This window comes from Methylobacterium sp. D48H, assembly GCF_053345715.1.
On sequence record NZ_JBKFAP010000023.1, the window covers coordinates 55,090 to 74,549 of the forward strand.

General features: G+C 73.2%; 16 protein-coding genes and 1 rRNA gene. 13 read left to right on the forward strand and 4 right to left on the reverse strand.

Going from position 1 to position 19,460, the window contains the following annotated elements; translation table 11 throughout:
* Nucleotides 1–229: 229 nt before the first annotated feature.
* Complete coding sequence (locus tag ACLBX8_RS25670) at nucleotides 230–1,594, reverse strand: alpha/beta hydrolase (protein WP_447715958.1); 1,365 nt, start codon at nucleotides 1,592–1,594, stop codon at nucleotides 230–232.
* 285 nt (nucleotides 1,595–1,879) lie between these two features.
* Between ACLBX8_RS25670 and ACLBX8_RS25675 the strand changes: the two genes are divergently transcribed.
* Complete coding sequence (locus ACLBX8_RS25675) at nucleotides 1,880–2,065, forward strand: hypothetical protein (RefSeq protein ID WP_056524620.1); 186 nt, start codon at nucleotides 1,880–1,882, stop codon at nucleotides 2,063–2,065.
* 43 nt (nucleotides 2,066–2,108) lie between these two features.
* On the opposite strand, the gene ACLBX8_RS25680 is transcribed toward ACLBX8_RS25675, so the two are convergent.
* Complete coding sequence (locus ACLBX8_RS25680) at nucleotides 2,109–3,746, reverse strand: acyl-CoA synthetase (protein WP_056524616.1); 1,638 nt, start codon at nucleotides 3,744–3,746, stop codon at nucleotides 2,109–2,111.
* A gap of 142 nt (nucleotides 3,747–3,888) precedes the next feature.
* A complete protein-coding gene (locus ACLBX8_RS25685) occupies nucleotides 3,889–4,449 on the reverse strand; it encodes a PAS domain-containing protein (protein ID WP_020095561.1) in 561 nt (186 codons plus the stop codon).
* Between the two features lie 372 nt (nucleotides 4,450–4,821).
* Here ACLBX8_RS25685 and ACLBX8_RS25690 point away from each other — a divergent pair, with 372 nt between their 5' ends.
* The 8 genes from ACLBX8_RS25690 (at nucleotide 4,822) to ACLBX8_RS25725 (ending at nucleotide 13,415) form a co-directional block, all read left to right on the forward strand.
* Entirely contained in the window at nucleotides 4,822–5,469 is a 648-nt protein-coding gene (locus ACLBX8_RS25690; RefSeq protein WP_012318487.1) for a ParA family protein, read from the forward strand.
* Nucleotides 5,453–5,776, forward strand: coding sequence for a ribbon-helix-helix domain-containing protein (locus ACLBX8_RS25695; RefSeq protein WP_020095560.1), 324 nt, complete (start codon nucleotides 5,453–5,455; stop codon nucleotides 5,774–5,776). The genes ACLBX8_RS25690 and ACLBX8_RS25695 overlap by 17 nt, the downstream gene beginning before the upstream one ends.
* A gap of 458 nt (nucleotides 5,777–6,234) precedes the next feature.
* On the forward strand, nucleotides 6,235–7,599 hold the full coding sequence (locus tag ACLBX8_RS25700) for a septal ring lytic transglycosylase RlpA family protein (RefSeq protein ID WP_447715966.1): 1,365 nt from the start codon (nucleotides 6,235–6,237) through the stop codon (nucleotides 7,597–7,599).
* 183 nt (nucleotides 7,600–7,782) lie between these two features.
* The gene (locus tag ACLBX8_RS25705; protein ID WP_020095558.1) at nucleotides 7,783–9,027 is read left to right on the forward strand and encodes a D-alanyl-D-alanine carboxypeptidase family protein; all 1,245 of its coding nucleotides are present in this window, start codon (nucleotides 7,783–7,785) and stop codon (nucleotides 9,025–9,027) included.
* Nucleotides 9,028–9,037: 10 nt separating this feature from the next.
* Nucleotides 9,038–9,760 (forward strand): dTMP kinase, encoded by a 723-nt coding sequence (tmk, locus tag ACLBX8_RS25710; protein WP_447715959.1) that lies wholly within the window; start codon nucleotides 9,038–9,040, stop codon nucleotides 9,758–9,760.
* A gap of 166 nt (nucleotides 9,761–9,926) precedes the next feature.
* The gene (locus ACLBX8_RS25715) at nucleotides 9,927–10,979 is read left to right on the forward strand and encodes a DNA polymerase III subunit delta' (RefSeq protein ID WP_427508466.1); all 1,053 of its coding nucleotides are present in this window, start codon (nucleotides 9,927–9,929) and stop codon (nucleotides 10,977–10,979) included.
* 148 nt (nucleotides 10,980–11,127) lie between these two features.
* A complete protein-coding gene (locus ACLBX8_RS25720; RefSeq protein ID WP_447715960.1) occupies nucleotides 11,128–11,700 on the forward strand; it encodes a MarR family winged helix-turn-helix transcriptional regulator in 573 nt (190 codons plus the stop codon).
* Entirely contained in the window at nucleotides 11,697–13,415 is a 1,719-nt protein-coding gene (locus ACLBX8_RS25725; RefSeq protein WP_447715961.1) for an FAD-dependent monooxygenase, read from the forward strand. The genes ACLBX8_RS25720 and ACLBX8_RS25725 overlap by 4 nt, the downstream gene beginning before the upstream one ends.
* A gap of 22 nt (nucleotides 13,416–13,437) precedes the next feature.
* Here the strand turns inward: ACLBX8_RS25725 and ACLBX8_RS25730 are convergent, their stop codons facing one another.
* A complete protein-coding gene (locus tag ACLBX8_RS25730; protein ID WP_447715962.1) occupies nucleotides 13,438–14,412 on the reverse strand; it encodes a helix-turn-helix domain-containing protein in 975 nt (324 codons plus the stop codon).
* A gap of 1,304 nt (nucleotides 14,413–15,716) precedes the next feature.
* Between ACLBX8_RS25730 and metG the strand changes: the two genes are divergently transcribed.
* From metG to ACLBX8_RS25750, 4 genes are all read left to right on the forward strand, one after another.
* Nucleotides 15,717–17,294: a methionine--tRNA ligase gene (metG, locus tag ACLBX8_RS25735; RefSeq protein WP_447715963.1), complete on the forward strand. Its 1,578-nt coding sequence runs from the start codon at nucleotides 15,717–15,719 to the stop codon at nucleotides 17,292–17,294.
* A gap of 15 nt (nucleotides 17,295–17,309) precedes the next feature.
* A complete protein-coding gene (locus tag ACLBX8_RS25740) occupies nucleotides 17,310–18,110 on the forward strand; it encodes a TatD family hydrolase (RefSeq protein WP_447715964.1) in 801 nt (266 codons plus the stop codon).
* Nucleotides 18,111–18,132: 22 nt separating this feature from the next.
* The gene (locus tag ACLBX8_RS25745; protein ID WP_447701330.1) at nucleotides 18,133–18,936 is read left to right on the forward strand and encodes an MBL fold metallo-hydrolase; all 804 of its coding nucleotides are present in this window, start codon (nucleotides 18,133–18,135) and stop codon (nucleotides 18,934–18,936) included.
* Nucleotides 18,937–19,390: 454 nt separating this feature from the next.
* A 16S ribosomal RNA gene (locus ACLBX8_RS25750) occupies nucleotides 19,391–19,460 on the forward strand; the annotation flags it as partial.

The following is a 19,460-nucleotide window of genomic DNA, read 5'->3' on the forward strand; positions in this document are numbered from 1 at the left end:
GGTCTCTTGCCGGATGCGACGCTGCGGGCAGCCGACCGCGCGCGCCGGGGGCCACCCCGGCGTCTCGGCCGCGCTGTTTAGAATTGTGATAAAGTACTGTAAAACTTGATCTTTCTCCATCCGGACTACGGGCAGCCGGACGCGGCCGCAAGCGGCCTTCACGCGGAAGGCGACGCCTGTTGCCGTAGCGACACGTATCGGTGGTGGGGCGGGGGGCGGTCCCGCGCGGCTACTTCACCCGGTCCGCGAGCCAGCCGGCCAGGACGTCCGCGACGGCGTCGCTGTTCGTCTCCAGCATCATCATGTGGCCGTTGCCGTGGAGGCCGCGGTCGGCCAGCCGGACCACGTCCGGCCTGGCGCCGGCCTGGGTCAGGAACGCGACGGTGCAGTCGTCGTAGGTCGCGTGGAAGGAGGCCTCCGCGGTCACCACCACGGCCGGCACCTTGGCGAGGTTCGGCAGGGACCGGACGGGCTCGCCCTGCAGCCAGCAGCGGATCCGCCCGTCCGCCGCCCTGTCGGACTTGGAATCGGACCCCTTGGCCGCCTGCGCCACCGTCAAGTCCTCGGGCGCCCGGACCGGCGGGTCGAAGGTCAGCGGCATGCGGGTCAGCCCGTAGGCGCGGGCGCGCCCGTCGCCGGTCTTCTCCCAGAACTCCTTGCCGCCGCGGAACTGCACGTCGAAGAAGGGCGGGCCATTGGGCTCGACGGCGACATGGGCCTTCACGAGGTCCGGCCGCGCGTCCGAGGCCGCCCAGCCGAACAGGGCCGCCTGACCGTGGGTGAGCAGGATCGCCGGCCCGATCCTGTCCAGCAGCGCCACGAGCGCCGGGTCGACCAGCTCCTCGGTCTGCTGGCTGTTGGCGAGGAACGGGACCTGGCTGGCGAAGAACTGGTCGAAGGCGGCGTTGCCCTGCACGCCGGCCCCGCCCGGCCAGCGGGTGTGGAGCTTGGCCTGCGGGTAGAGGTCGTAGACCTCGGGCGCCGTGTGGGTGCGCTCCAGGCTGCGGGTGCCGAGCCGGTCGTAGGGGCCGTAGACCTCCGGGTTGGTGCCCGAGCGCCCGCGCCCGACCTGATCGACCACGTAGACCTGGTAGCCCTTCTCGACGAAGCGCTGCACCCAGCCCGGGCGGCCGTCCGCGGTGGCGAGGTAGTTCACGCCGGTCTGGGCGAGGCCGTGGACCATCACCACCGGGTAGGGCTGCGTGACCCGGGCCGGGGTGCGCGACTGCACGAACATCTGGCCGACCATCACGGTCTTGTCGCCGAGCTTCTGGTAGCGGCCGCCGATGTAGAAGTAGCCGGCGCGGGTCACCGGCTCGGCCGGGCCCGGCTCCGCCGCCGCTCCCGGCGCGGCGGGGGCGGGCGCCGCGCTCCGGGGCGGGGCGTTCGGAGGCGTCGCGGGCTGGGGGGCGGGCAGGGGCGCGGGCTGGGCCGGGACGGGCCCCTGCGCCCGGGCGGGGCCCGCGACAGGCCCGGCTCCCAGCACAGTTCCCAGTCCGGCGGCCAGGATCAGCCCCTGAGCGGCGCGCAGCGCCGCGCGGGTGCCGTTCGCGGTGCCGTTCGCGATGCCGCCCGCGATGCCGCTGCCGGCCATGCCGTCTCTCCCGGATGCGCGCCGCTCCGCGCCGGCGCTTATTGCGGGAAACGCAACGTTCCACCAGCCAGGAAAGCTGCACGGTCCCGCGCGATCATCCCCGGCCGGACGAAGCGTCGCGGCGACCGGGATCGCGGCCGAGCCCGGCCCTCCGCGCATGCCAGGCGCGACCGCGGCGGCGCTGGCGCGGCGCGGGCGGCGCGCCCACCTTGGGGAGGCACCGGCGCCACAGCGGCGCCCCCCGCCCGGATCGCCCGCGGCGGGGCGAAGCCAAGGACTCCCGCCGTGGATCCCGAAACCGCCAAGACCCTGGTCTCCGCCGCCCTGGTCGCGTCGATCACCCTGTTCAGCCTCGTGTCGCTCCAGGCGTTCGTCGCCCAGATCCTGGCCGACCTCCGCGACGCCGGGTCCGCCCCGAAGCCCGTGCCGGTGCCGGTGCGCGTCGACCGCCGGGATCCGCCGCAGGCCTGACCGGCCCGCCGCTCCGATCGACGGGTGCCGGGCCGGGCGCGGATCAGGCCCCGTCCTGCCGGGCCCGCTCGCGCAGGATGAACTTCTGCACCTTGCCGGTGGAGGTCTTCGGCAGTTCGCCGAAGACCACGTGGCGGGGGAGCTTGTAGGAGGCCAGCCGCCCCCGGCACCACTGGATCAGCTCGTCGGCCGTGGGGGTCGCGCCGGCTTTGAGCTCGACGAAGGCGCAGGGCGTCTCGCCCCACTTCGCGTCGGGCTTGGCCACCACCGCGGCCGCGGCGACCGCCGGGTGCTTGAACAGGGCGTCCTCGACCTCGATCGACGAGATGTTCTCGCCGCCCGAGATGATGATGTCCTTCGAGCGGTCCTTGAGCTGCACGTAGCCGTCCGGGTGCTTCACCCCGAGGTCGCCGGTGCGGAACCAGCCGCCCTTGAAGGCGGCCTGCGTGGCCGCCGGGTTCTTGAGGTAGCCGCGCATCACCACGTTCCCGCGCATCATCACCTCGCCGATCGTCGCCCCGTCGGCGGGCACCGGCTCCAGCGTCTCCGGGTCGCGCACGTCGAGGGCCTCGAGCACCGGGTAGCGCACGCCCTGGCGGGCCTTCCGGGCCGCCCGCTGGTCGGCCGCCAGCGCGTCCCAGTCGGCGTGCCAGGCGTTGACCACCGCCGGGCCGTAGCTCTCGGTCAGGCCGTACAGGTGGGTCACGTCGAACCCGGCCTCCGACATGCCGGCCAGCACCGCCTCCGGCGGCGGGGCCGCGGCGGTGAAGAAGGCGACGCGCCGGGGCAGGTCGCGGCGCTCGGCATCGGGGGCGTTGATCAGCATCTGCATGACGATCGGCGCGCCGCAGAGATGCGTGACCCCGTGCTCGGCCATCAGCCGGTACATCGTCTCGGCCCGCACCTGCCGCAGGCAGACATGGGTCCCGGCCACGATCGACAGGGTCCAGGGGAAGCACCAGCCGTTGCAGTGGAACATCGGCAGGGTCCAGAGATAGACCGGGTGCTGGCCGAGCCCGCCCGTGATGACGTTGCCGAGGGCCAGCAGCGCCGCCCCGCGATGGTGGTAGACCACGCCCTTCGGGTCGCCGGTGGTACCCGACGTGTAGTTCAGGGTGATCGCGTCCCACTCGTCGTCCGGCAGCCGCCAGTCGTGCTCCGGGTCGCCGCCGGCCAGGAAGGCCTCGTAGTCGGTCGCGCCCAGGCGGGCGCCCGGGCCGTCGTACTCGGGATCGTCGACGTCGATCACGAAGGGCTTGGGCTCCAGCCCCTCCAGGGCCCCGGCGGCCGTCCGGGAGAACTCGCGGTCGGTGATCAGCACCTTCGCCTCGCCGTGCTGCAGGCAGAAGCGGATCGCGTCGGCGTCGAGGCGGGTGTTGAGGGTGTTGAGCACCGCCCCGGTCATCGGCACGCCGTAGTGGCACTCGATCATCTCGGGGGTGTTGGCGAGCAGCGCCGCCACGGTGTCGCCGCGGCCGATCCCGCGCGCCGCCAGCGCCGAGGCGAGGCGGCGGGCCCGGGCGTAGACCTCCCGGTAGGGCCGCCGCAGGGGGCCGTGGACCACCGCGACGTGGTCGGGAAACACCCGCGCGGCCCGGTCCAGGTAGAGCAGGGGCGTCAGCGGCTGGTGGTTGGCCGGGACGCGGTCGAGGTCGCGGTCGTAGATCGTGTCGCGGGCCATCCCCGTCCTCCCGGCAAAGTGTTGCCGGGACAGTAGCTTGCCGGAACGGGCGCGATCAATCGGTCCGGCGAGGCTTCCGCGCCCCGTCGCGCTCTCAGTGGCGCGCTCAGTGGCGCGCTCAGTGGCGCGCTCAGTGGCGCGCTCAGTGGCGCGGCTCGTCCTCGGGCTCGGGCAGGAAGCGGGCGAGCTCGAAGCCGATCTCGATCATCAGGTGCTCGATCCGGTCGGTGAGCGACGGCCGGTGCAGGGCGCGGGCGAGGTCGCGCAGGGCGATGACGTGCTCGGCCATCCGGTTCACCACCCGCTCGCTCTGCACGAGGTTGGCGGCCTGCTCCTCGGTGCGGTCGATGGCGATGCCGCGCCCGCGGGTCGCCCCGCCGGCGGGGTCGCGCTCGATCCGGCCGCGCATCAGCAGCGTGCGGATCCCGGTGCGGGTGTCCTTCGTGCGGAACTCCGCCTCGACGGGACCGCCGGTCTCGGCCACCGCGTGGAGATAGCTCTCGATCCGGACGCGGTCCTCGGGATGGGTGCGGTCGAGGAAGGCCTCCAGGGACACGCCGGCGGCGGCCGCCTCGGGGTCCAGTCCGAGCAGATCCGCGAGCGGGGCCGAGAGCGCCAGCTGCCCCGCCCAGTAATCGTGGGCCCAGGTGCCCACGACGCCGGAGGCCTCCAGAATGGATTGCGGGATCGGGGCTTCGGACATGCCATTCCTCGATGGGGCGATCCTTGTCTTTAAACTTGAGGTTTTCACCCCCACCAAGCTCCTCGTCTCACCCGCGCTCACGCTACGGTATCCGGGCGTCGCTGGAAAGGCTGTTAACCCTCTATATGCCAAGAATCTTAACTTGAAGTTTAGACTGCTGTCCTGCTGCCGCACTGGGCGGGGATATCCGGGAGGGACCGTTGTCTTAACGGCTCGTTAACCATGTCGGCCCCAACCTGTGCCCCGACATCCTTGGGTCACAGGATCGCGGCACGCCGCGAATCCCATACCTGAGGTTGGCACAGACGGCGCGGCGACCGGCAGTTGCGGGCGCCCGGACGGATGCATGGGGCCTTCTGGAGGACGCCCGGGATGAAAGCGATCACCTTCGTCACGCAGAAGGGCGGCAGCGGCAAGAGCACGCTGTGCATCTCCCTGGCGGTGGCCGCCCGGGAGGCGGGCCACACGGTCTGCATCCTGGAGATGGACCGGCAGGCCACGATCTCCGACTGGCTGGACCACCGCACGGCCGACGGTCCCGAGGTGGCGCAGATCGACGCCACCCAGATCGACGCCGTGATGGAGCGCCTGCGCGATTCCGCCTACGACTACGTGTTCATCGACACGCCGGGCGTCGATTCCACCGGCACCCTCTCGGCGATCCGCGCCGCGGATCTGTGCATCATCCCGTGCCGGCCGACCCCCGCGGACCTGCGGGCGTTCAAGCCGACCCTGGCCGCCGTCTACCGGCTGGAGAAGAAGTTCGCCTTCGTGCTGAACCAGACCCCGCCGCGCTCCTACCGGGTCCGCGACGCCGCGGACGGGCTCGCGGTGCTGGGCATCCTGCCCGACGTGAACATCGTCGCCCGCACCGACCACCAGGACGCGATCGGCCTCGGCCAGGGCGTCACCGAGTTCAACCCCAAGGGCCAGGCCGCCGGCGAGGTCCGCCGCCTCTGGTCGTGGATCGAGCGCCGCACGCAGTCCCTGAGGACGGGCCAGCATGTCCAAGCCGCCTAAGCTCAGCCTCGCGGCGATCGTGGCGTCGGCGAGCCCGCCGGCCCGGCCCCAGGCGGCCCGGCCGCAGGGCGCCGAGATCGTGTCGCTCACCCTCGCGCCCCCGGCGCCGAAGCAGGCGGCCACGCTCAAGCAGCGCGCCCGCCAGATGTCGGTCTACCTGGAGCCGCCGGTCTACGACCAGCTGCGCGACCTCGCCTACGCCGAGCGGACCAAGATGCACGCGCTGATGCTGGAAGGCCTCGACCTGCTGTTCAAGCAGCGCGGCGCCCAGTCGATCGGGCAGCTCACCGACACGCAGTCCCGCTGAAGGCGGACTCGGCCTACACCCGGGGCGGCGCGGCCGCTCCGGAGCGTGCCGCTGCTGCGCGCGGCGCCTTCCGGCCCTCCGGGACCGCGGCGCAGCGGCGGGCCGGCGCGGATCAAGCGGCCCGCGGCCTCCGCACCGGCTCGGTCCCGAGCCATCGCGATCCTGGCCCCGCTCCCACACGGAAAAGTGGAGCGTCGCGCCCGGGGGCGGTCGGACGGGCGCGCCAGTGAGAATTTAAAGAATCCGTTCCCGAACAAGATGTTGCCCGTCGATCCGCACGCAATGCTCGAGAACCGACCGGCCGCGCGGCCCGCTTCCTGAACCCGGCCGCAGCCCATCGTTCAGGCTTCCTTTACGCGACCGCTACAAATCTGGGTGGACCGATCGCGGCCCCGTGCACGCGGCCGGCTCCGGTCCGGTCGGGCCCCGCTCACGCGTAGAGTTTGGTGAACCCCACGATGGTGCGCACGACGCTTCCCCGGCCGGCGCGCCTCGCCCTGCGGCTCATCGCCGTCTCGGGCGTGGCCCTGGCCACGGCCAACTGCGCGACCTCGCCCCAGCAGAAGCTCGCCGCCGGGAACGGGATCGACCCGAAATACGGGGTCAAGGCGAGCCCGCGCCTCTACAACGAGGGCGACGTGATCCCGAAGGGCGGCGGGCGCCGCTACACCGGCAAGCCCTACGTGGTGGCCGGCCAGACCTACGTGCCGAAGGAGAATCCGAGCGGCTACGTGCGCGAGGGGCTCGCCTCCTGGTACGGCTCGGCCTTCCACGGCCGCATGACCGCCAACGGCGAGGTCTTCGACCGCCACTCGATCGCCGCCGCCCACCCGACCCTGCCGCTGCCGAGCTACGCCCGGGTGACGAACCTCGAGAACGGCTACTCGATGCTGGTGCGCGTCAACGACCGCGGCCCCTACCATGCCGGCCGGGTCATGGACGTGTCGGAGGATGCGGCCGAAGCGCTGGGCTTCCACCGCAGGGGCACAGCGCGGGTGCGCGTCGAGTATGTCGGCAAGGCCTCGGTGGCCGGCAGCGACGACCGCAAGCTCCTCGCGAGCCTGCGCACCGACGGGCGGCCGGCCGGCCGCTCGACCGTGATGATGGCCGATCTCGGCCCGACGGAGGACACCGAGCGCTACACGCGCTCAGCCCCGGCTCTGGCCTTCAGGCCCGCCCAGGAGACAGAGGAGAGCGGGACGGAGGCCGGGAAGGCGCCCGCCGAGGCCCCGGCCGCCCGGCCCGAGCGGACGGCGCCGGTGCGCGCGCCGATCGTGCTGGCCTCGGCCGCCGTGACGGTCCCGGCGGCCGTGCAGCCCACCGCCCCGCGGGTGCGCGAGTTCCGGCCCGCCCCCGTGCCGGCCGTCGCCGCCAGGGGCGGCCTCGGGGCCGGGACCCTGAAGGTCGCGGGCCTCAACCCGGCCCACACCCCCGGCCTCGCCCCGGCCGCGCCGCCAGCGCACGGTCATGCCGCCGGGAAGGCCGGCCCGAAGGCCGGCCCGGCCCTCGCCGAGGTCCATCGCCGGGCGGTCCCGGCGCCCGGGACCGTGAAGCTCGCCAAGGCGTCGTCGGGCCCGTCCTCCGCGCCGCACGGCGCATCCCCGGCCGCGATGCCCGCCGCGATGCCGGCCTCGGCCAAGCTCGCCATGGCGCGCCTCGCCGCGGTGCCGGCCAGGGCGTCGGCCACGAAGGCCGGTGCGCCGGCCGCGAACGGCTCCGCGACCACCTCTGCCAAGACCGCCCCAAAGGCCCCCGCCGCCAAGGGGCCGGCCACCAAGACCGCCGGCAAGGCGGGACACGCCCGCCTCGCCGGGATCTACTGACGGCGGCGCCCGGGCCGACCCGCGGCCGCCCGACGGGTCCGGCGGCCCATGTGGCGGTCGATGTGGCGGCCGATGCGGCATTTCGCATTCGATCCGGCGCCGAAACCGTAATATGGTCACGCTTGTTATTGGGATACGGGCGGGACGCTTCCGGCCCGACGGCAGGCGCGGGACGGAACGGTGATGCGCAGACCCCTTCTCACCCTTCTCGCGGCCGCCTGCGCGCTGGGCGCGGGCCTCGCCGCCGCCGCCGCGCAGACTTTCCAGACCGCGGCCCCGCACGCGATCCTGATCGACGCCGATTCCGGCTCGGTCCTGTTCGAGAAGGCCGCCGACGAGCGGTTCTCGCCGGCCAGCATGGCCAAGCTGATGACCACCGACATCGTGTTCGAGGCGCTGAAATCCGGCCGCCTGTCGATGGACACGGAGTTCACCGTCACCGAGGACGCGTGGAAGCGCGGCGGGGCCGGGGGCGGCGGCTCGTCGATGTTCGCGCAGGTGAACAGCCGCATCAAGATGGCGGACCTGCTGCGCGGCCTGATCGTGCAGTCGGGCAACGACGCGGCCATCACCATCGCGGAGAACATGGCCGGCTCCGAGGAGGCCTTCGCCGGGCTGATGAACCAGCGCGCCAAGGAGATCGGGCTGACGAACTCGACCTTCCGCAACGCCACCGGCTACTCGGCGCCCGACCAGAAGGTCACGGCCCGGGACATGGCGAAGCTCGCGCTGCACATCATCGACACCTACCCGGACTACTACAAGATCTTCGCCGAGAAGGAGTTCACCTGGAACAAGATCCGCCAGCAGAACCGCAACCCGCTGCTCGCCCTCGACATCGGCGCGGACGGGCTCAAGACCGGCTACCTGGAGGAATCCGGCTACGCGCTCACCGGCTCGGCGGTGCAGAACGGCCAGCGGCTCGTGCTGGTGGTCTCGGGGCTCAAGACCGCCCGGGACCGCGCCTCCGAGTCGCGCAAGCTGATGGAGTGGGGGTTCCGCGCCTTCGAGCCCCGGCAGGTCTTCGCGCCGGGCGAGACCGTGGCCGAGGCCTCGGTGTTCGGCGGCCAGTCGGGCTCGGTGCCGCTGGTGGCGAAGAAGCCCGTGCGGGTGCTGCTGCCGCGGGGCTCCAGCGACCGGGTCAGCGCCAGGGCGATCTATACCGGGCCGCTCATCGCCCCGGTGGAGGAGGGCCAGCGGGTCGGGATCCTGCGCGTCCAGCGCGGCGACACCGTCGCCCTCGACCAGCCGCTCTTCGCCGGCGCCGCGGTGGAGCCCGGCACCCTGTCGCAGCGGGCGATGGACGCGGCGCTGGAATTCGGCACCGGCCTCGTCCGCAAGGCCTTCGACCGGGCCGGCAAGGGAACCGACAAGGGAACCGACAAGGGCGGGGACAAGGGTGCTGCCGGGGCGGCCAACCCGTCGTGACGGCGCGCGCGTGACCGGGCCGCTGTCCGGGGATCCCGCCGGGGCGGGCGGCACCTTCATCACCGTCGAGGGCGGGGAGGGGGCCGGCAAGTCGACCCAGATCGCCCGCCTCGCCGCGACCCTGCGCGCGCGCTCGGGGCGGCCCGTCTGCGTGACGCGCGAGCCCGGCGGCTCGCCGCGGGCGGAGGAGATCCGCACGGCGCTGCTCGACGGCGTCGCCAAGCCCTACGGCCCCTTCGCGGAGGCCCTGCTGTTCAGCGCCGCCCGGATCGACCATCTCGACCGGCTGATCCGCCCGGCGCTCCGCCGGGGCGAGACCGTGCTGTGCGACCGGTTCATCGACTCGACCCGGGCCTACCAGGGCGCCGCCGGGGGGCTCGATCCCGGGCTCGTGGACGCCCTGGAGCGGGTCGTGGTCGGCCCGACCCGGCCCGACCTCACCCTGATCCTCGACCTCGCCCCCGAGGCCGGCCTCGCCCGCGCGGCCGGGCGCGGCGCCCGGACGGGGCAGGGGGCCGACCGGTTCGAGGCCGAGGCCCTCGACTTCCACGTCCGGCTGCGGGAGGCCTTCCTGGCGATCGCCCGGGCGGAACCGGGGCGCTGCGCGGTGATCGACGCGGCCCGCGATCCCGACGCGGTCGAGGCGGCGATCCGCGCCGCCGTCGCGTCCCGGCTGCCGGCGCTCCTGCCCGACCGGCCGGCGGGGGCGGGCCGGAGCGGCGACGCCGCGTGAGCGGCCGTACGGGCGTGGCCGGTCCCGGCCCGACCGGTCCCATCCTGGCCGGCGGCCGTGTAAGCAGTCGCGCGGGCGCGCCGCCCAGATCGGAGCCCGCCGGCCCGCGCCGTGAGACCCACTCCATGAAGCCCGCCCGTGAAGCCCGCCCCGTGAGACCCGCCCCGTGAAGCCCACCGACCGCGCCGCCGACGACGTCGAGCCCGGGGACCTCGCCGGGATCCCGCGCCCGCGCGAGACCCTCGGGCTCGTCGGCCACGCGGCCGCGGCCGACGCCTTCGCGGCCGCCATCGCGGCGGGGCGCCTGCACCACGCGTGGCTGATCGGCGGCGCCCCCGGCATCGGCAAGGCGACCCTGGCCTACCGGGTCGCCCGGCGCCTGCTCGCCTACCCGGGGGGCGGGGGCCCGACGGGCCTCGCCGTGCCGGCGGGCGACGCCGTCCTCGGCAAGGTGGCGGGCCTGTCGCACCCGAACCTCGTGGTCCTGCGCCGCCACCGGAGCGCCGGCGCCAAGACGCTGCCGACCAAGATCTCGGTCGACGCCGTGCGCCGCGCCCTCGACCTGTTCGCCTCGACGGCCGCGGATTCGGGCTGGCGCGTCTGCATCCTCGACAGCGCCGAGGACCTGAACGCCAACGCCGCCAACGCGCTGCTGAAGGTGCTGGAGGAGCCGCCGCCCCGCGCGCTGTTCCTGATCCTGTCCCACCAGCCCGGCCGGCTGCTGCCGACCATCCGCTCCCGCTGCCGGGCGCTGATGCTGCGCCCCCTCCCGGCCGAGGACGTCGCCCGGGTGGTGCGCGGCCTGCCCGAGCCCTTCGCGCAGCCCGACGAGACCGCCCTGGCCCGGGCGCTGGCCCAGTGCGAGGGCTCGGTCGCCCGCGCGCTCGCGATGCTCGATCCGGTCACCGCCGGCCTCGTGGCCGAGATCGAGACCCTGCTGGCGCGGGCGCGCACGCCCGACTGGGGCCGGGTGCTCAAGCTCGCCGAGACCCTGGCGGGCCGCGACGCCGAGGCGCGGTTCGAGGCCGCCCAGGACGCGGTGCTGCGCTTCGTCTCGGCCGAGATCGACCGGCGCCGGGATGAGCCCCCCGCCCGCCTCGCGGCCCTGGTGGAGGTCGCCGACCGGTTCGGCCGCGCCGCCCGGGAGGCGGCGATCTACAACCTCGACCGGCGCCCGGTCGTGCTGTCGCTGTTCGGGGATCTCGCGGCGGTGGCTTAGGGCCCGGCGGGCACCCGTCCCCGTCGCCCGTATCCGACATCCGGATCCGGCCCGCCACCGGCGTGGAACCGTCCGGCCCCGGCGCCGTTGCCCGCGCGATGACAGCATACTGTCATTCTGACAACATCCTGCCGCCAGGACGTGCCCCATGGAGCCCGACCCGCCTCGGACAGCCCGCGACCGCGACCGGACCCGGCACGCCCTGTCGGACCTCGTGGTCGCGGTGTTCCGCCTCAACGGCGACCTGCTCGCGGCCGGCGACACGCTGGTGCAGGATCTCGGGCTCACCAGCGCCCGCTGGCAGGTGCTGGGGGCCATCGCCCTCGCGCCGGCGCCGCTGCCCGTCGCCCACATCGCCCGCAACATGGGCCTCGCCCGCCAGTCGGTGCAGCGCCTCGTCGGCGAGATGCGGGCCGACGGGCTGATCCGGCTCGCGCCCAACCCCCACCACCGCCGCGCGCCCCTCGTCGCCATGACCCCGCGGGGCGCGGAGGCCTACCGGCAGGCGATGGCGCGCAACGCCCTCTGGTCGGACGGGCTCACCGAGGGCCTCGCGCCCGAGGCCGTCGAGGCCGCCGCCGCGCTGCTGCAGGGCCTGCAGCGGCGGATCGGCGCCTCCCGCGCCGCCATCGCGTCCATCGCCGCGGAGGCCCGGCAGGAGACGCCGCACGAGACCCCGCACGAGACCCGACAGGAAAGCCGACAGGAGACCGACCGATGACCGACGCCCACGCCGCCCCGGGCTACGACGCCGACGTGATCGTCGTCGGCGCGGGCCCCGTCGGCCTGACCGCGGGCTGCGCCCTGCGCCATCACGGCGTGTCGTGCCTGGTCCTGGAGCAGCGCGCGGAAGTCAGGGCGTACTCGCGGGCCAACAATCTCTGGGCCCGCCCGCAGGAGCTGCTCGCCGGCATCGGCCTGCGCGACGCCCTGGCGGAGAACGCCTACGCGGTCCGCACCATCAACTTCTTCGTCGACGGCGCGCCGACGACGCCGATCCCCATCGCCGACGTCGCCAGCCCCTATCCCGATGTCCTGTACAGCGGGCAGGACGTGATCGAGCGGACCCTGATCGACGCGTTCGAGGCCCGCGGCGGCCGGCTGGACCGGGGCTGCACGGTGACCGGCATCGACCAGGACGCGGCGGGCGTCACCGTGACCCTCCGGCGGGGCGCGGACGGGCCGGAGACGCGGCTGCGCGCCCGCTACTGTGTGGCCGCCGACGGGGCCCGGAGCACGGTCCGCGCCCGGCTCGGCCTGGATTTCGAGCCCGAGCGGCTCGCGGGCTGCATGAACCGGCAGGTCGACGCCCGGCTGTCCTGGCGCCGCGGGTCCGAGCCGGACCAGCTCTGGTTCTTCTACTACCCGCGCGGCTTCGCCGGCATCATGCCGGTCTGGGGCGGCTACCACCGGCTGTTCTTCCTGGCCGACGACGCCGGCGTGCCGGACCGCGACCCGACGCTCGCGGAGATCCAGGCCCTCGCCCGGGAGGTCACCGGCGACGAGACCCTCACCCTGAGCGACCCGCAATGGCTGACGCACAGCCGCTTCGCCTACGGGGTCTCCCCCGGCTACGCGCGGGGCCGCGTGTTCCTGGCGGGCGATGCCGGGCACCTGTCCCTGCCGATCGGCGGCCAGGGGATGAATGCCGGCCTCCACGACGCGGTCGAGATCGCGTGGCGGCTGGCCATGACTCTGCGGGGCGAGGCGGCGCCCGCCATCCTCGACTCCTACGACGGCGAGCGCGGCGGCGAGCACGCCCGGCTGAGCGCCCAGCAGGTGCGCGGGTTCCGGTGGACCGTCTATCGCGGCCCCGTCACCGACACGGTGCTGGGGCTGGCCGCGAAGGCGCTGCCGAACCTGGGCTCCCTGCTGCAGGGGACGGACGACATGCAGCAGATGGGCGTCGCCTATCCCGGCAGCCTCCTGAACGCGGATCACCTGTCGGGCCTCGCGAACCTGACGCACCTGCTGCGGCCGGGGCCGAAGCCGGGCCAGCGCGCGCCGGACGCGCCGGTGACGCGGGACGGGGTGCGCACGCGCCTGTTCCCGTTCCTCTACAACCCGGACGGATGGACGACGGGCTGGGCGCTCCTGTGCTTCGATGGACGGTCGCCGGAGGCGGCGCCCGCCCTTCTGGAGGCGGTCCGGGCCGTGGCGCCCTGGCCCTGGCTGCGTCCGCGGCTCGTCCTCGCCGGCCCCCTGATCGCGGCGGCGGAGGTGCCCGTCCTGTCGGATCTGGACGGCCGGGCACACGGCGCCTACGGGCTGGAGGGCCGGCCGGCGCTCGTGCTGGTGCGCCCGGACGGGCACATCGCCTTCCGGAGCGGCGCGGACCGGACCGACCGCCTGATTGCGTATTGCCGCGCGCTCTTCGACGCGGCGGGGCGCGCGGCCGGGGAAGCGGTGCGGCCGGAGGCGGTTTGCGCCGGGTGAGGGCGGCGGGGGCCGCGACGTCTCACGGATCCGGCCGGCTGCCGGACAGCCGCAGGGCGGCCGCCTCCCTGTAGGCGCGGGGCGACAGGCCGTGGCGGTCCTTGAAGCGCCGGGCGAAATGGGCCTGGCTCGCGAAGCCGCACTCGTAGGCCACGACGCCGATCGGGCGGTGCAGGCTGCCCGGATCGGAGAGGCGCTTGGCCGCCGCCGCGAGGCGGCGCTCCCAGATCCAGTCGGAGATGTGCTGGCCGCGCTCGTGGAACAGTTCCTGGAGCCGGCGCAGGGACACGCCCATCGCGGCGGCGAGCCGGGGCGGATCGAGGGTCTGGTCGCCGAGATTCGCCTCGACATGGGCCTTGGCGCGCTGGACCACGACGCTGCCGTGCAGGGAATGCGGCACCTCCCGGGCCATCCGATCCGCGAGCGCGGCCACGATCAGATCCACGCCGATGGTCGCCATGCGCTCCGCCGCCTCGGGGGAGAGCTGCCGGTTCACCCGGAGCAGATCCCCGAAGAAGGTCGTCACCAGGCGGGTCGTGGCCGATCCGGCGGGCATCGTCAGGGCCGCGAACAGCCGGGCCGGTCCGAGCAGGCTCTCGAGGCGCTCCCGCGGCAGGGCCATGACCAGGGTCTGGCCATCCGTGCGCGCGTCCAGCACGCCCGGGTGATGGTCGATGACGGTGAGGTCTCCCGTCCCCTGCACCGCCTCGCGGCCGTGCTGCTGAAAGGTGGACGCGCCGGCGAGACGGAAGTTCACGCGGATCAGCCCGTCAGGCCGGCGCCGAACCGTATCGGCGGTGATCGTGGTCGTGAGGGCGCTCTGGGTGATCCGGCTGAAGGTCAGCGGGCCGACGGCGCCGATCTCGATCTCGCCCGCGAACGGCCCGTCGGCGCGCCGCCGCTGCTCGATCGGCCCGATCCGTTCGGCGACGACCTCCTGCCAGAGCTTGAAGCGCGTCCGGGGATGTGTCCCGGCCGTCGAGAAGACCCGGCGCATCAGGCCGCTTGGAGAGGCGCTGGCGCGCGGCCTCCGGAGGACCCGTCCGTTGCGCGGAGCCGGATGCCCCGAAACGTGACCTGAAGACAAGACGTCGACGACAGATAGATCACATCACCCCCATATTCGATCGACCAATCCAGCAATAATTGATTTATTTTCTTGATGATTAGTAATACATCTAATCTTCGCCGATCGTCCGCCCGATCCCTATAGAGACTTCGTCGGCAAAGATTCGGCAATATCGATTCGAATCGCTCATATGTCACGATCCTGCGTCTCTCAAGCTCTGAGAACAACTTAGCGAACGGATCTGCGTCCGCTGGCGCTCGGCATTCCGGGCCGATGTGACGTCGATGGCGGCCGTGCGTGGTGCACCGATCCGGCGGCGCGACGGAACGCCGGCAGGGTTCGGCCCACGTGACAGTGCCCGCGGCCGATGAGTCTTCGGCACCGACGTCCTTGCGAGCGGAGCGAAGCAATCCAGCAGCGCGACGCCCGCCGATGTTGCGCCGCCCTGGGTCGCTTCGCTGCGCTCGCGAGGACGGAGAGGGGCGTCGACCGCGGCGCGTGGCTCGAATTGCCTTGACAATGTTCCTATTTTGTGCTTTCTGACCGCACCTGTCCGCGGCGGCCCGGGAGCGATCCCGGGGCGTCCTTCGGGGGCCCGCCCGGTGGCTGACCGTGCGGGTCCGGGGACGGGGCGGCGCCCGCGTCGGTGGCTCTCAGCCGCCATCGCCCCGGGCGGCGGACCGGTGCGGGGCGTGCCTCGGATGCGGGCGTGAGACCGGGCGGCACTGTGCCCGGCGGGGTGAGGAAATGCCCCCGCGCCGACCCGCCTCTGGGCCGACCCTGAGCGACCTGCGGACCCGCCCACTACGAGGCGGGGAACGGCTGGAAGGCCACGGCGCCGATGCGGGTTCCGGGGGTTGCGGGCACGGCGTGCACGCACCTCGACCGAGACCGCTCACGGGGAGTCGCAGGACCGGGACGTCGGAGACGCCGCGACGAGACAGACGGCACCGGCCGGGGACCATGCCCGGTCGATGCCGCGGGGCGCCGCGGGGATCGGATCCCGCGCGTATTTGGCCGACACCTGGGTTCCCGCGGCGTCCCGCGTCCCTCGTGCTCGCCTCCCGGGCCATGCCCCCGGCGCCACACCGCGCGCGGGGACGATCACGCGTGTCCGGTGCCGGCCGCCGCGGAGGATCGCCGTCGCGCCCGCAGGCGGCGACGGTTGCGTCCCGGCGCCGGCCGCGCGACAACGCGGGCAGCTTCCCGCGCTCATCCGGAACACCACAGACGTGACGTCCAACGCCCCGGCGAATCCCCGAAAGACGTTCGGTCTCTCGACCGCGATCTCCTACCCCAACGGCGCGCCCCATATCGGCCACGCCTACGAGGTGATCGCCGCCGACGCGATCGCGCGCTTCCACCGGCTCGACGGCTACAACGTGCTGTTCTCCACCGGGACCGACGAGCACGGGCTGAAGATCCAGCAGGCCGCGACCCGGGCCGGCACCACCCCGCGCGCCTACGTCGACGGCACGGCCGCCCGGTTCCAGGCCATGGCCGACCGGATGGACTGCGCCTACGACCGCTTCATCCGCACCACCGAGCCCGGCCACTACGCCGCCGCCCAGGAGATCTGGCGGCGGATGGAGGCCAACGGCGACATCTACCTCGACAAGTATGCCGGCTGGTACTCGGTCCGCGACGAGGCCTACTACGACGAGTCCGAGACCCGGCTCCTGGAGGATGGCAGCCGCCGCAGCCTCGCCACCGACACGCCGGTCGAGTGGATGGAGGAGGAGAATTTCCTTTTCAGACTGTCGGCCTACCAGGACCGGCTGCTGGAACTCTACGCGGATCAGCCGGACTTCATCGGGCCGGACACGCGCCGGAACGAGGTGGCGAGCTTCGTGCGCTCCGGCCTCAAGGACCTCTCGGTCAGCCGCACCAATTTCGACTGGGGCGTGCCGGTGCCCGGCCACCCCAACCACGTGATGTACGTGTGGGTCGACGCGCTCACCAACTATCTCACCGTCACCGGCTTCCCCGACGCGGAGAACCCCCAAAAAAGATTCTGGCCGATGGACCTGCACGTGATCGGCAAGGACATCGTCCGGTTTCACGCGGTCTACTGGCCGGCCTTCCTGATGTCGGCCGGGCTGCCGCTCCCGAAGCGCGTCTTCGGCCACGGCTTCCTGCTCTCCAAGGGCGAGAAGATGTCGAAGTCGCTGGGCAACGTCCTCGACCCGTTCGAGCTCGCCGACACCTACGGGGTCGACCCGGTGCGCTACTTCGTGCTGCGCGAGGTGCCGTTCGGCGGCGACGGCAGCTACAGCCACGAGGCGATCATCGGCCGGATCAACGCCGATCTCGCCAACGATCTCGGCAACCTCGCCCAGCGCTCGCTCACGATGGTCGCCAAGAACTGCGACGGCGCGGTGCCGGATCCGGACAGCCTGGACGCGGCCGACACGGCCCTGCTGGCCCTGGCCGACGCCCTGCCGGCACGGGCCCGGACCCTCATGGGCGAGCTCGCGCTCCACACCGTCCTGGCGGAGATCTGGGCCGTGGTGGCCGAGGCCAACCGCTACTTCGCCGCCCAGGAGCCGTGGAAGCTCCGCAAGTCCGACCCCGCGCGGATGAACGCGGTGCTCTACACGACGCTGGAAGCCCTGCGCGTCTTCGGCATCCTGACCCAGCCCTTCGTGCCGGGGGCGGCGGCCAAGCTCCTCGACCTGCTGGCGGTGCCGGCCGACCGGCGCGGCCTCGCCGATGTGGGGGCGGGGGGCCGGCTCGTCCCCGGCACGGCGCTCCCCGCCCCCGCGCCGATCTTCCCGCGCTTCGAGCGCCCCGAGAATCCGGCCGCCTGACGGCCCCGAGACCCGATGCTCATCGACAGCCACTGCCATCTCGACTTCCCGGACTTCGCCGCCGACCTCCCGGGCGTGATCGCCCGCGCCAAGGCCGCGGGCGTCGCCGGCATGCTCACGATCGCCACCCGGGTCGCCAAGGCCGACACCTACCGGGCGATCGCCGAGGCCCATCCCGCGGTCTGGCACACGGTCGGCACCCATCCCCACGGGGCCGCCGAGGAGCCGGACGTCGCCGCCGAGACGATCGCGGGCCTCGCCCAGGCCAGCCCGCGCTGCGTCGGGATCGGCGAGGCGGGCCTCGACTACCACTACGCCGACGCCGCCCCCGAGGCCGTGCAGGAGCGGGTGCTGCGCGCCCATATCGCGGCGGCCCGGCTCTCCGGCCTGCCGCTCGTGATCCACGCCCGGGACGCCGACGACCACATGGAGCGGGTGCTCGCCGACGAGATGGGCCGAGCGCCGTTCCGGGCGGTGCTGCACTGCTTCTCGTCGGGGCGGCGGCTGGCGGAAGCCGGGGTGGAGCTCGGACTGTACGTGTCCTTCTCGGGCATCGTCACGTTCCGGCGCTCGCACGACCTGCGCGACATCGCCAGGGCCGTGCCCCTCGACCGGATCCTGGTGGAGACCGACGCGCCGTTCCTGGCCCCCGAGCCCCACCGGGGACGGACCAACGAGCCGGCCTACACGGCCGACACCGCCCGGTCGCTGGCCGGGACCCTGGGGCTGACCGCCGAGGACTTCGCCCGGACCACGACGGCGAATTTCTTCACCTTGTTCGACAAGGCCGCCGGAACGCGCCCGGGCGCTGCGTGACGAGTCGGAGCGGGAGATCCGGATGGCGAGCCTGACCCTGCGCATCCTCGGTTGCGGCTCGTCCGGCGGGGTGCCGCGGGTCGGCAGCGGCTGGGGCGCCTGCGACCCGGCGGAGCCGCGCAACCGCCGGCGGCGCTGCTCGATCCTGGTGGAGCGCGCGTCGGGGGCGGGGCGGACCACGCTCCTGGTCGACACCTCTCCGGACCTGCGCGAGCAGCTCATCGACGCCGGCGTGACGCGCCTCGACGGGGTGCTCTACACCCACGCCCACGCCGACCACACCCACGGGATCGACGACCTGCGCCCGCTGGTAATCGCCATGCGGGCCCGCATCCCGGTCTACGCCGACGCCCTGACGCGGTCGCTGCTCACGGCCCGGTTCGGCTACTGCTTCGAGACGCCCCCCGGCAGCGCCTACCCGCCGATCCTCGACCTGCGCGACCTCGCCGCCGGCCGCGACCTGACCCTGGAGGGGGAGGGGGGCGCGATCACGGTGGAATCACTCCCGGTGGAGCACGGCAACGAGGCGGCCCTGGGCTTCCGCTTCGGCGCGGCCGCCTACATGCCCGACGTCAGCCTGATCCCGGAGACGAGCCTCGCCCGGCTCCGCGGTCTCGACCTGCTGATCATCGACGCCTTGCGGGACACCCCGCACCCGACTCACTTCTCGGTCTCGGACGCCCTCGCGCTGATCGAGTCGGTCCGCCCGCGCAGGGCGGTCCTCACCAACCTGCACACGGATCTCGACTACGGCGCCCTCGCGACGCGCCTGCCGGAGGGCATCGCGCCCGCCTATGACGGCATGACCCTGAGCCTCGAGGCCTAGCGCGCTCACCGGGAGCGCGAATCGGGCGTCACACGGCTGTCGTCCGCGGAGTCCAAGAAAATCGGCTTTCCGGCCAACAAGCCTGTTGACGGCCGGGAACCCTGGATCTATACCCCGGTTCATCGGCGCCGGCCGCGGAAGTGGACCGGGCGCTGAGCCATCTTCTGACAAGCGGCGGGATTGGCCGGCGGGATTGCCGGGCGGTCTTCTGTTTGCCTCTGATGAGCCTCGGGCGACCGAGGCGTTCTTTGACAAGTTGGAATGAGGAAGGGAGACGCGGGCGGCGTTTGTCCTTGCGGCTAGGTCGAGAGATCTAGCGTGAGTAGACTTGTGCCGATCTGTTGTTCTTCTTTCTGAGCTCACCGACGGGTGTTCTGGCGCTGTGAAGCGTCTGGCACTTGGTCGATGTGAGGCTCCGTCTGAGAATACACGTGATCGGCCAGATCAATCTCTTCAACGTGAGAGTTTGATCCTGGCTCAGAGCGAACGCTGGCGGCAGGCTTAACACATGCAAGTCGAGCGGG

Excerpts from the sequence above, each read along its gene's own strand:
- ACLBX8_RS25705 (WP_020095558.1), top strand. The coding sequence starts at position 7,783 with ATGCGCAGACCCCTTCTCACCCTTCTCGCGGCCGCCTGCGCGCTGGGC.
- ACLBX8_RS25690 (WP_012318487.1), top strand. The coding sequence starts at position 4,822 with ATGAAAGCGATCACCTTCGTCACGCAGAAGGGCGGCAGCGGCAAGAGC.
- ACLBX8_RS25745 (WP_447701330.1), top strand. The coding sequence starts at position 18,133 with ATGGCGAGCCTGACCCTGCGCATCCTCGGTTGCGGCTCGTCCGGCGGG.
- ACLBX8_RS25685 (WP_020095561.1), bottom strand. The coding sequence starts at position 4,449 with ATGTCCGAAGCCCCGATCCCGCAATCCATTCTGGAGGCCTCCGGCGTC.
- ACLBX8_RS25740 (WP_447715964.1), top strand. The coding sequence starts at position 17,310 with ATGCTCATCGACAGCCACTGCCATCTCGACTTCCCGGACTTCGCCGCC.
- ACLBX8_RS25725 (WP_447715961.1), top strand. The coding sequence starts at position 11,697 with ATGACCGACGCCCACGCCGCCCCGGGCTACGACGCCGACGTGATCGTC.
- ACLBX8_RS25700 (WP_447715966.1), top strand. The coding sequence starts at position 6,235 with ATGGTGCGCACGACGCTTCCCCGGCCGGCGCGCCTCGCCCTGCGGCTC.
- ACLBX8_RS25680 (WP_056524616.1), bottom strand. The coding sequence starts at position 3,746 with ATGGCCCGCGACACGATCTACGACCGCGACCTCGACCGCGTCCCGGCC.
- ACLBX8_RS25720 (WP_447715960.1), top strand. The coding sequence starts at position 11,128 with ATGGAGCCCGACCCGCCTCGGACAGCCCGCGACCGCGACCGGACCCGG.
- ACLBX8_RS25670 (WP_447715958.1), bottom strand. The coding sequence starts at position 1,594 with ATGGCCGGCAGCGGCATCGCGGGCGGCATCGCGAACGGCACCGCGAAC.
- ACLBX8_RS25695 (WP_020095560.1), top strand. The coding sequence starts at position 5,453 with ATGTCCAAGCCGCCTAAGCTCAGCCTCGCGGCGATCGTGGCGTCGGCG.
- ACLBX8_RS25730 (WP_447715962.1), bottom strand. The coding sequence starts at position 14,412 with ATGCGCCGGGTCTTCTCGACGGCCGGGACACATCCCCGGACGCGCTTC.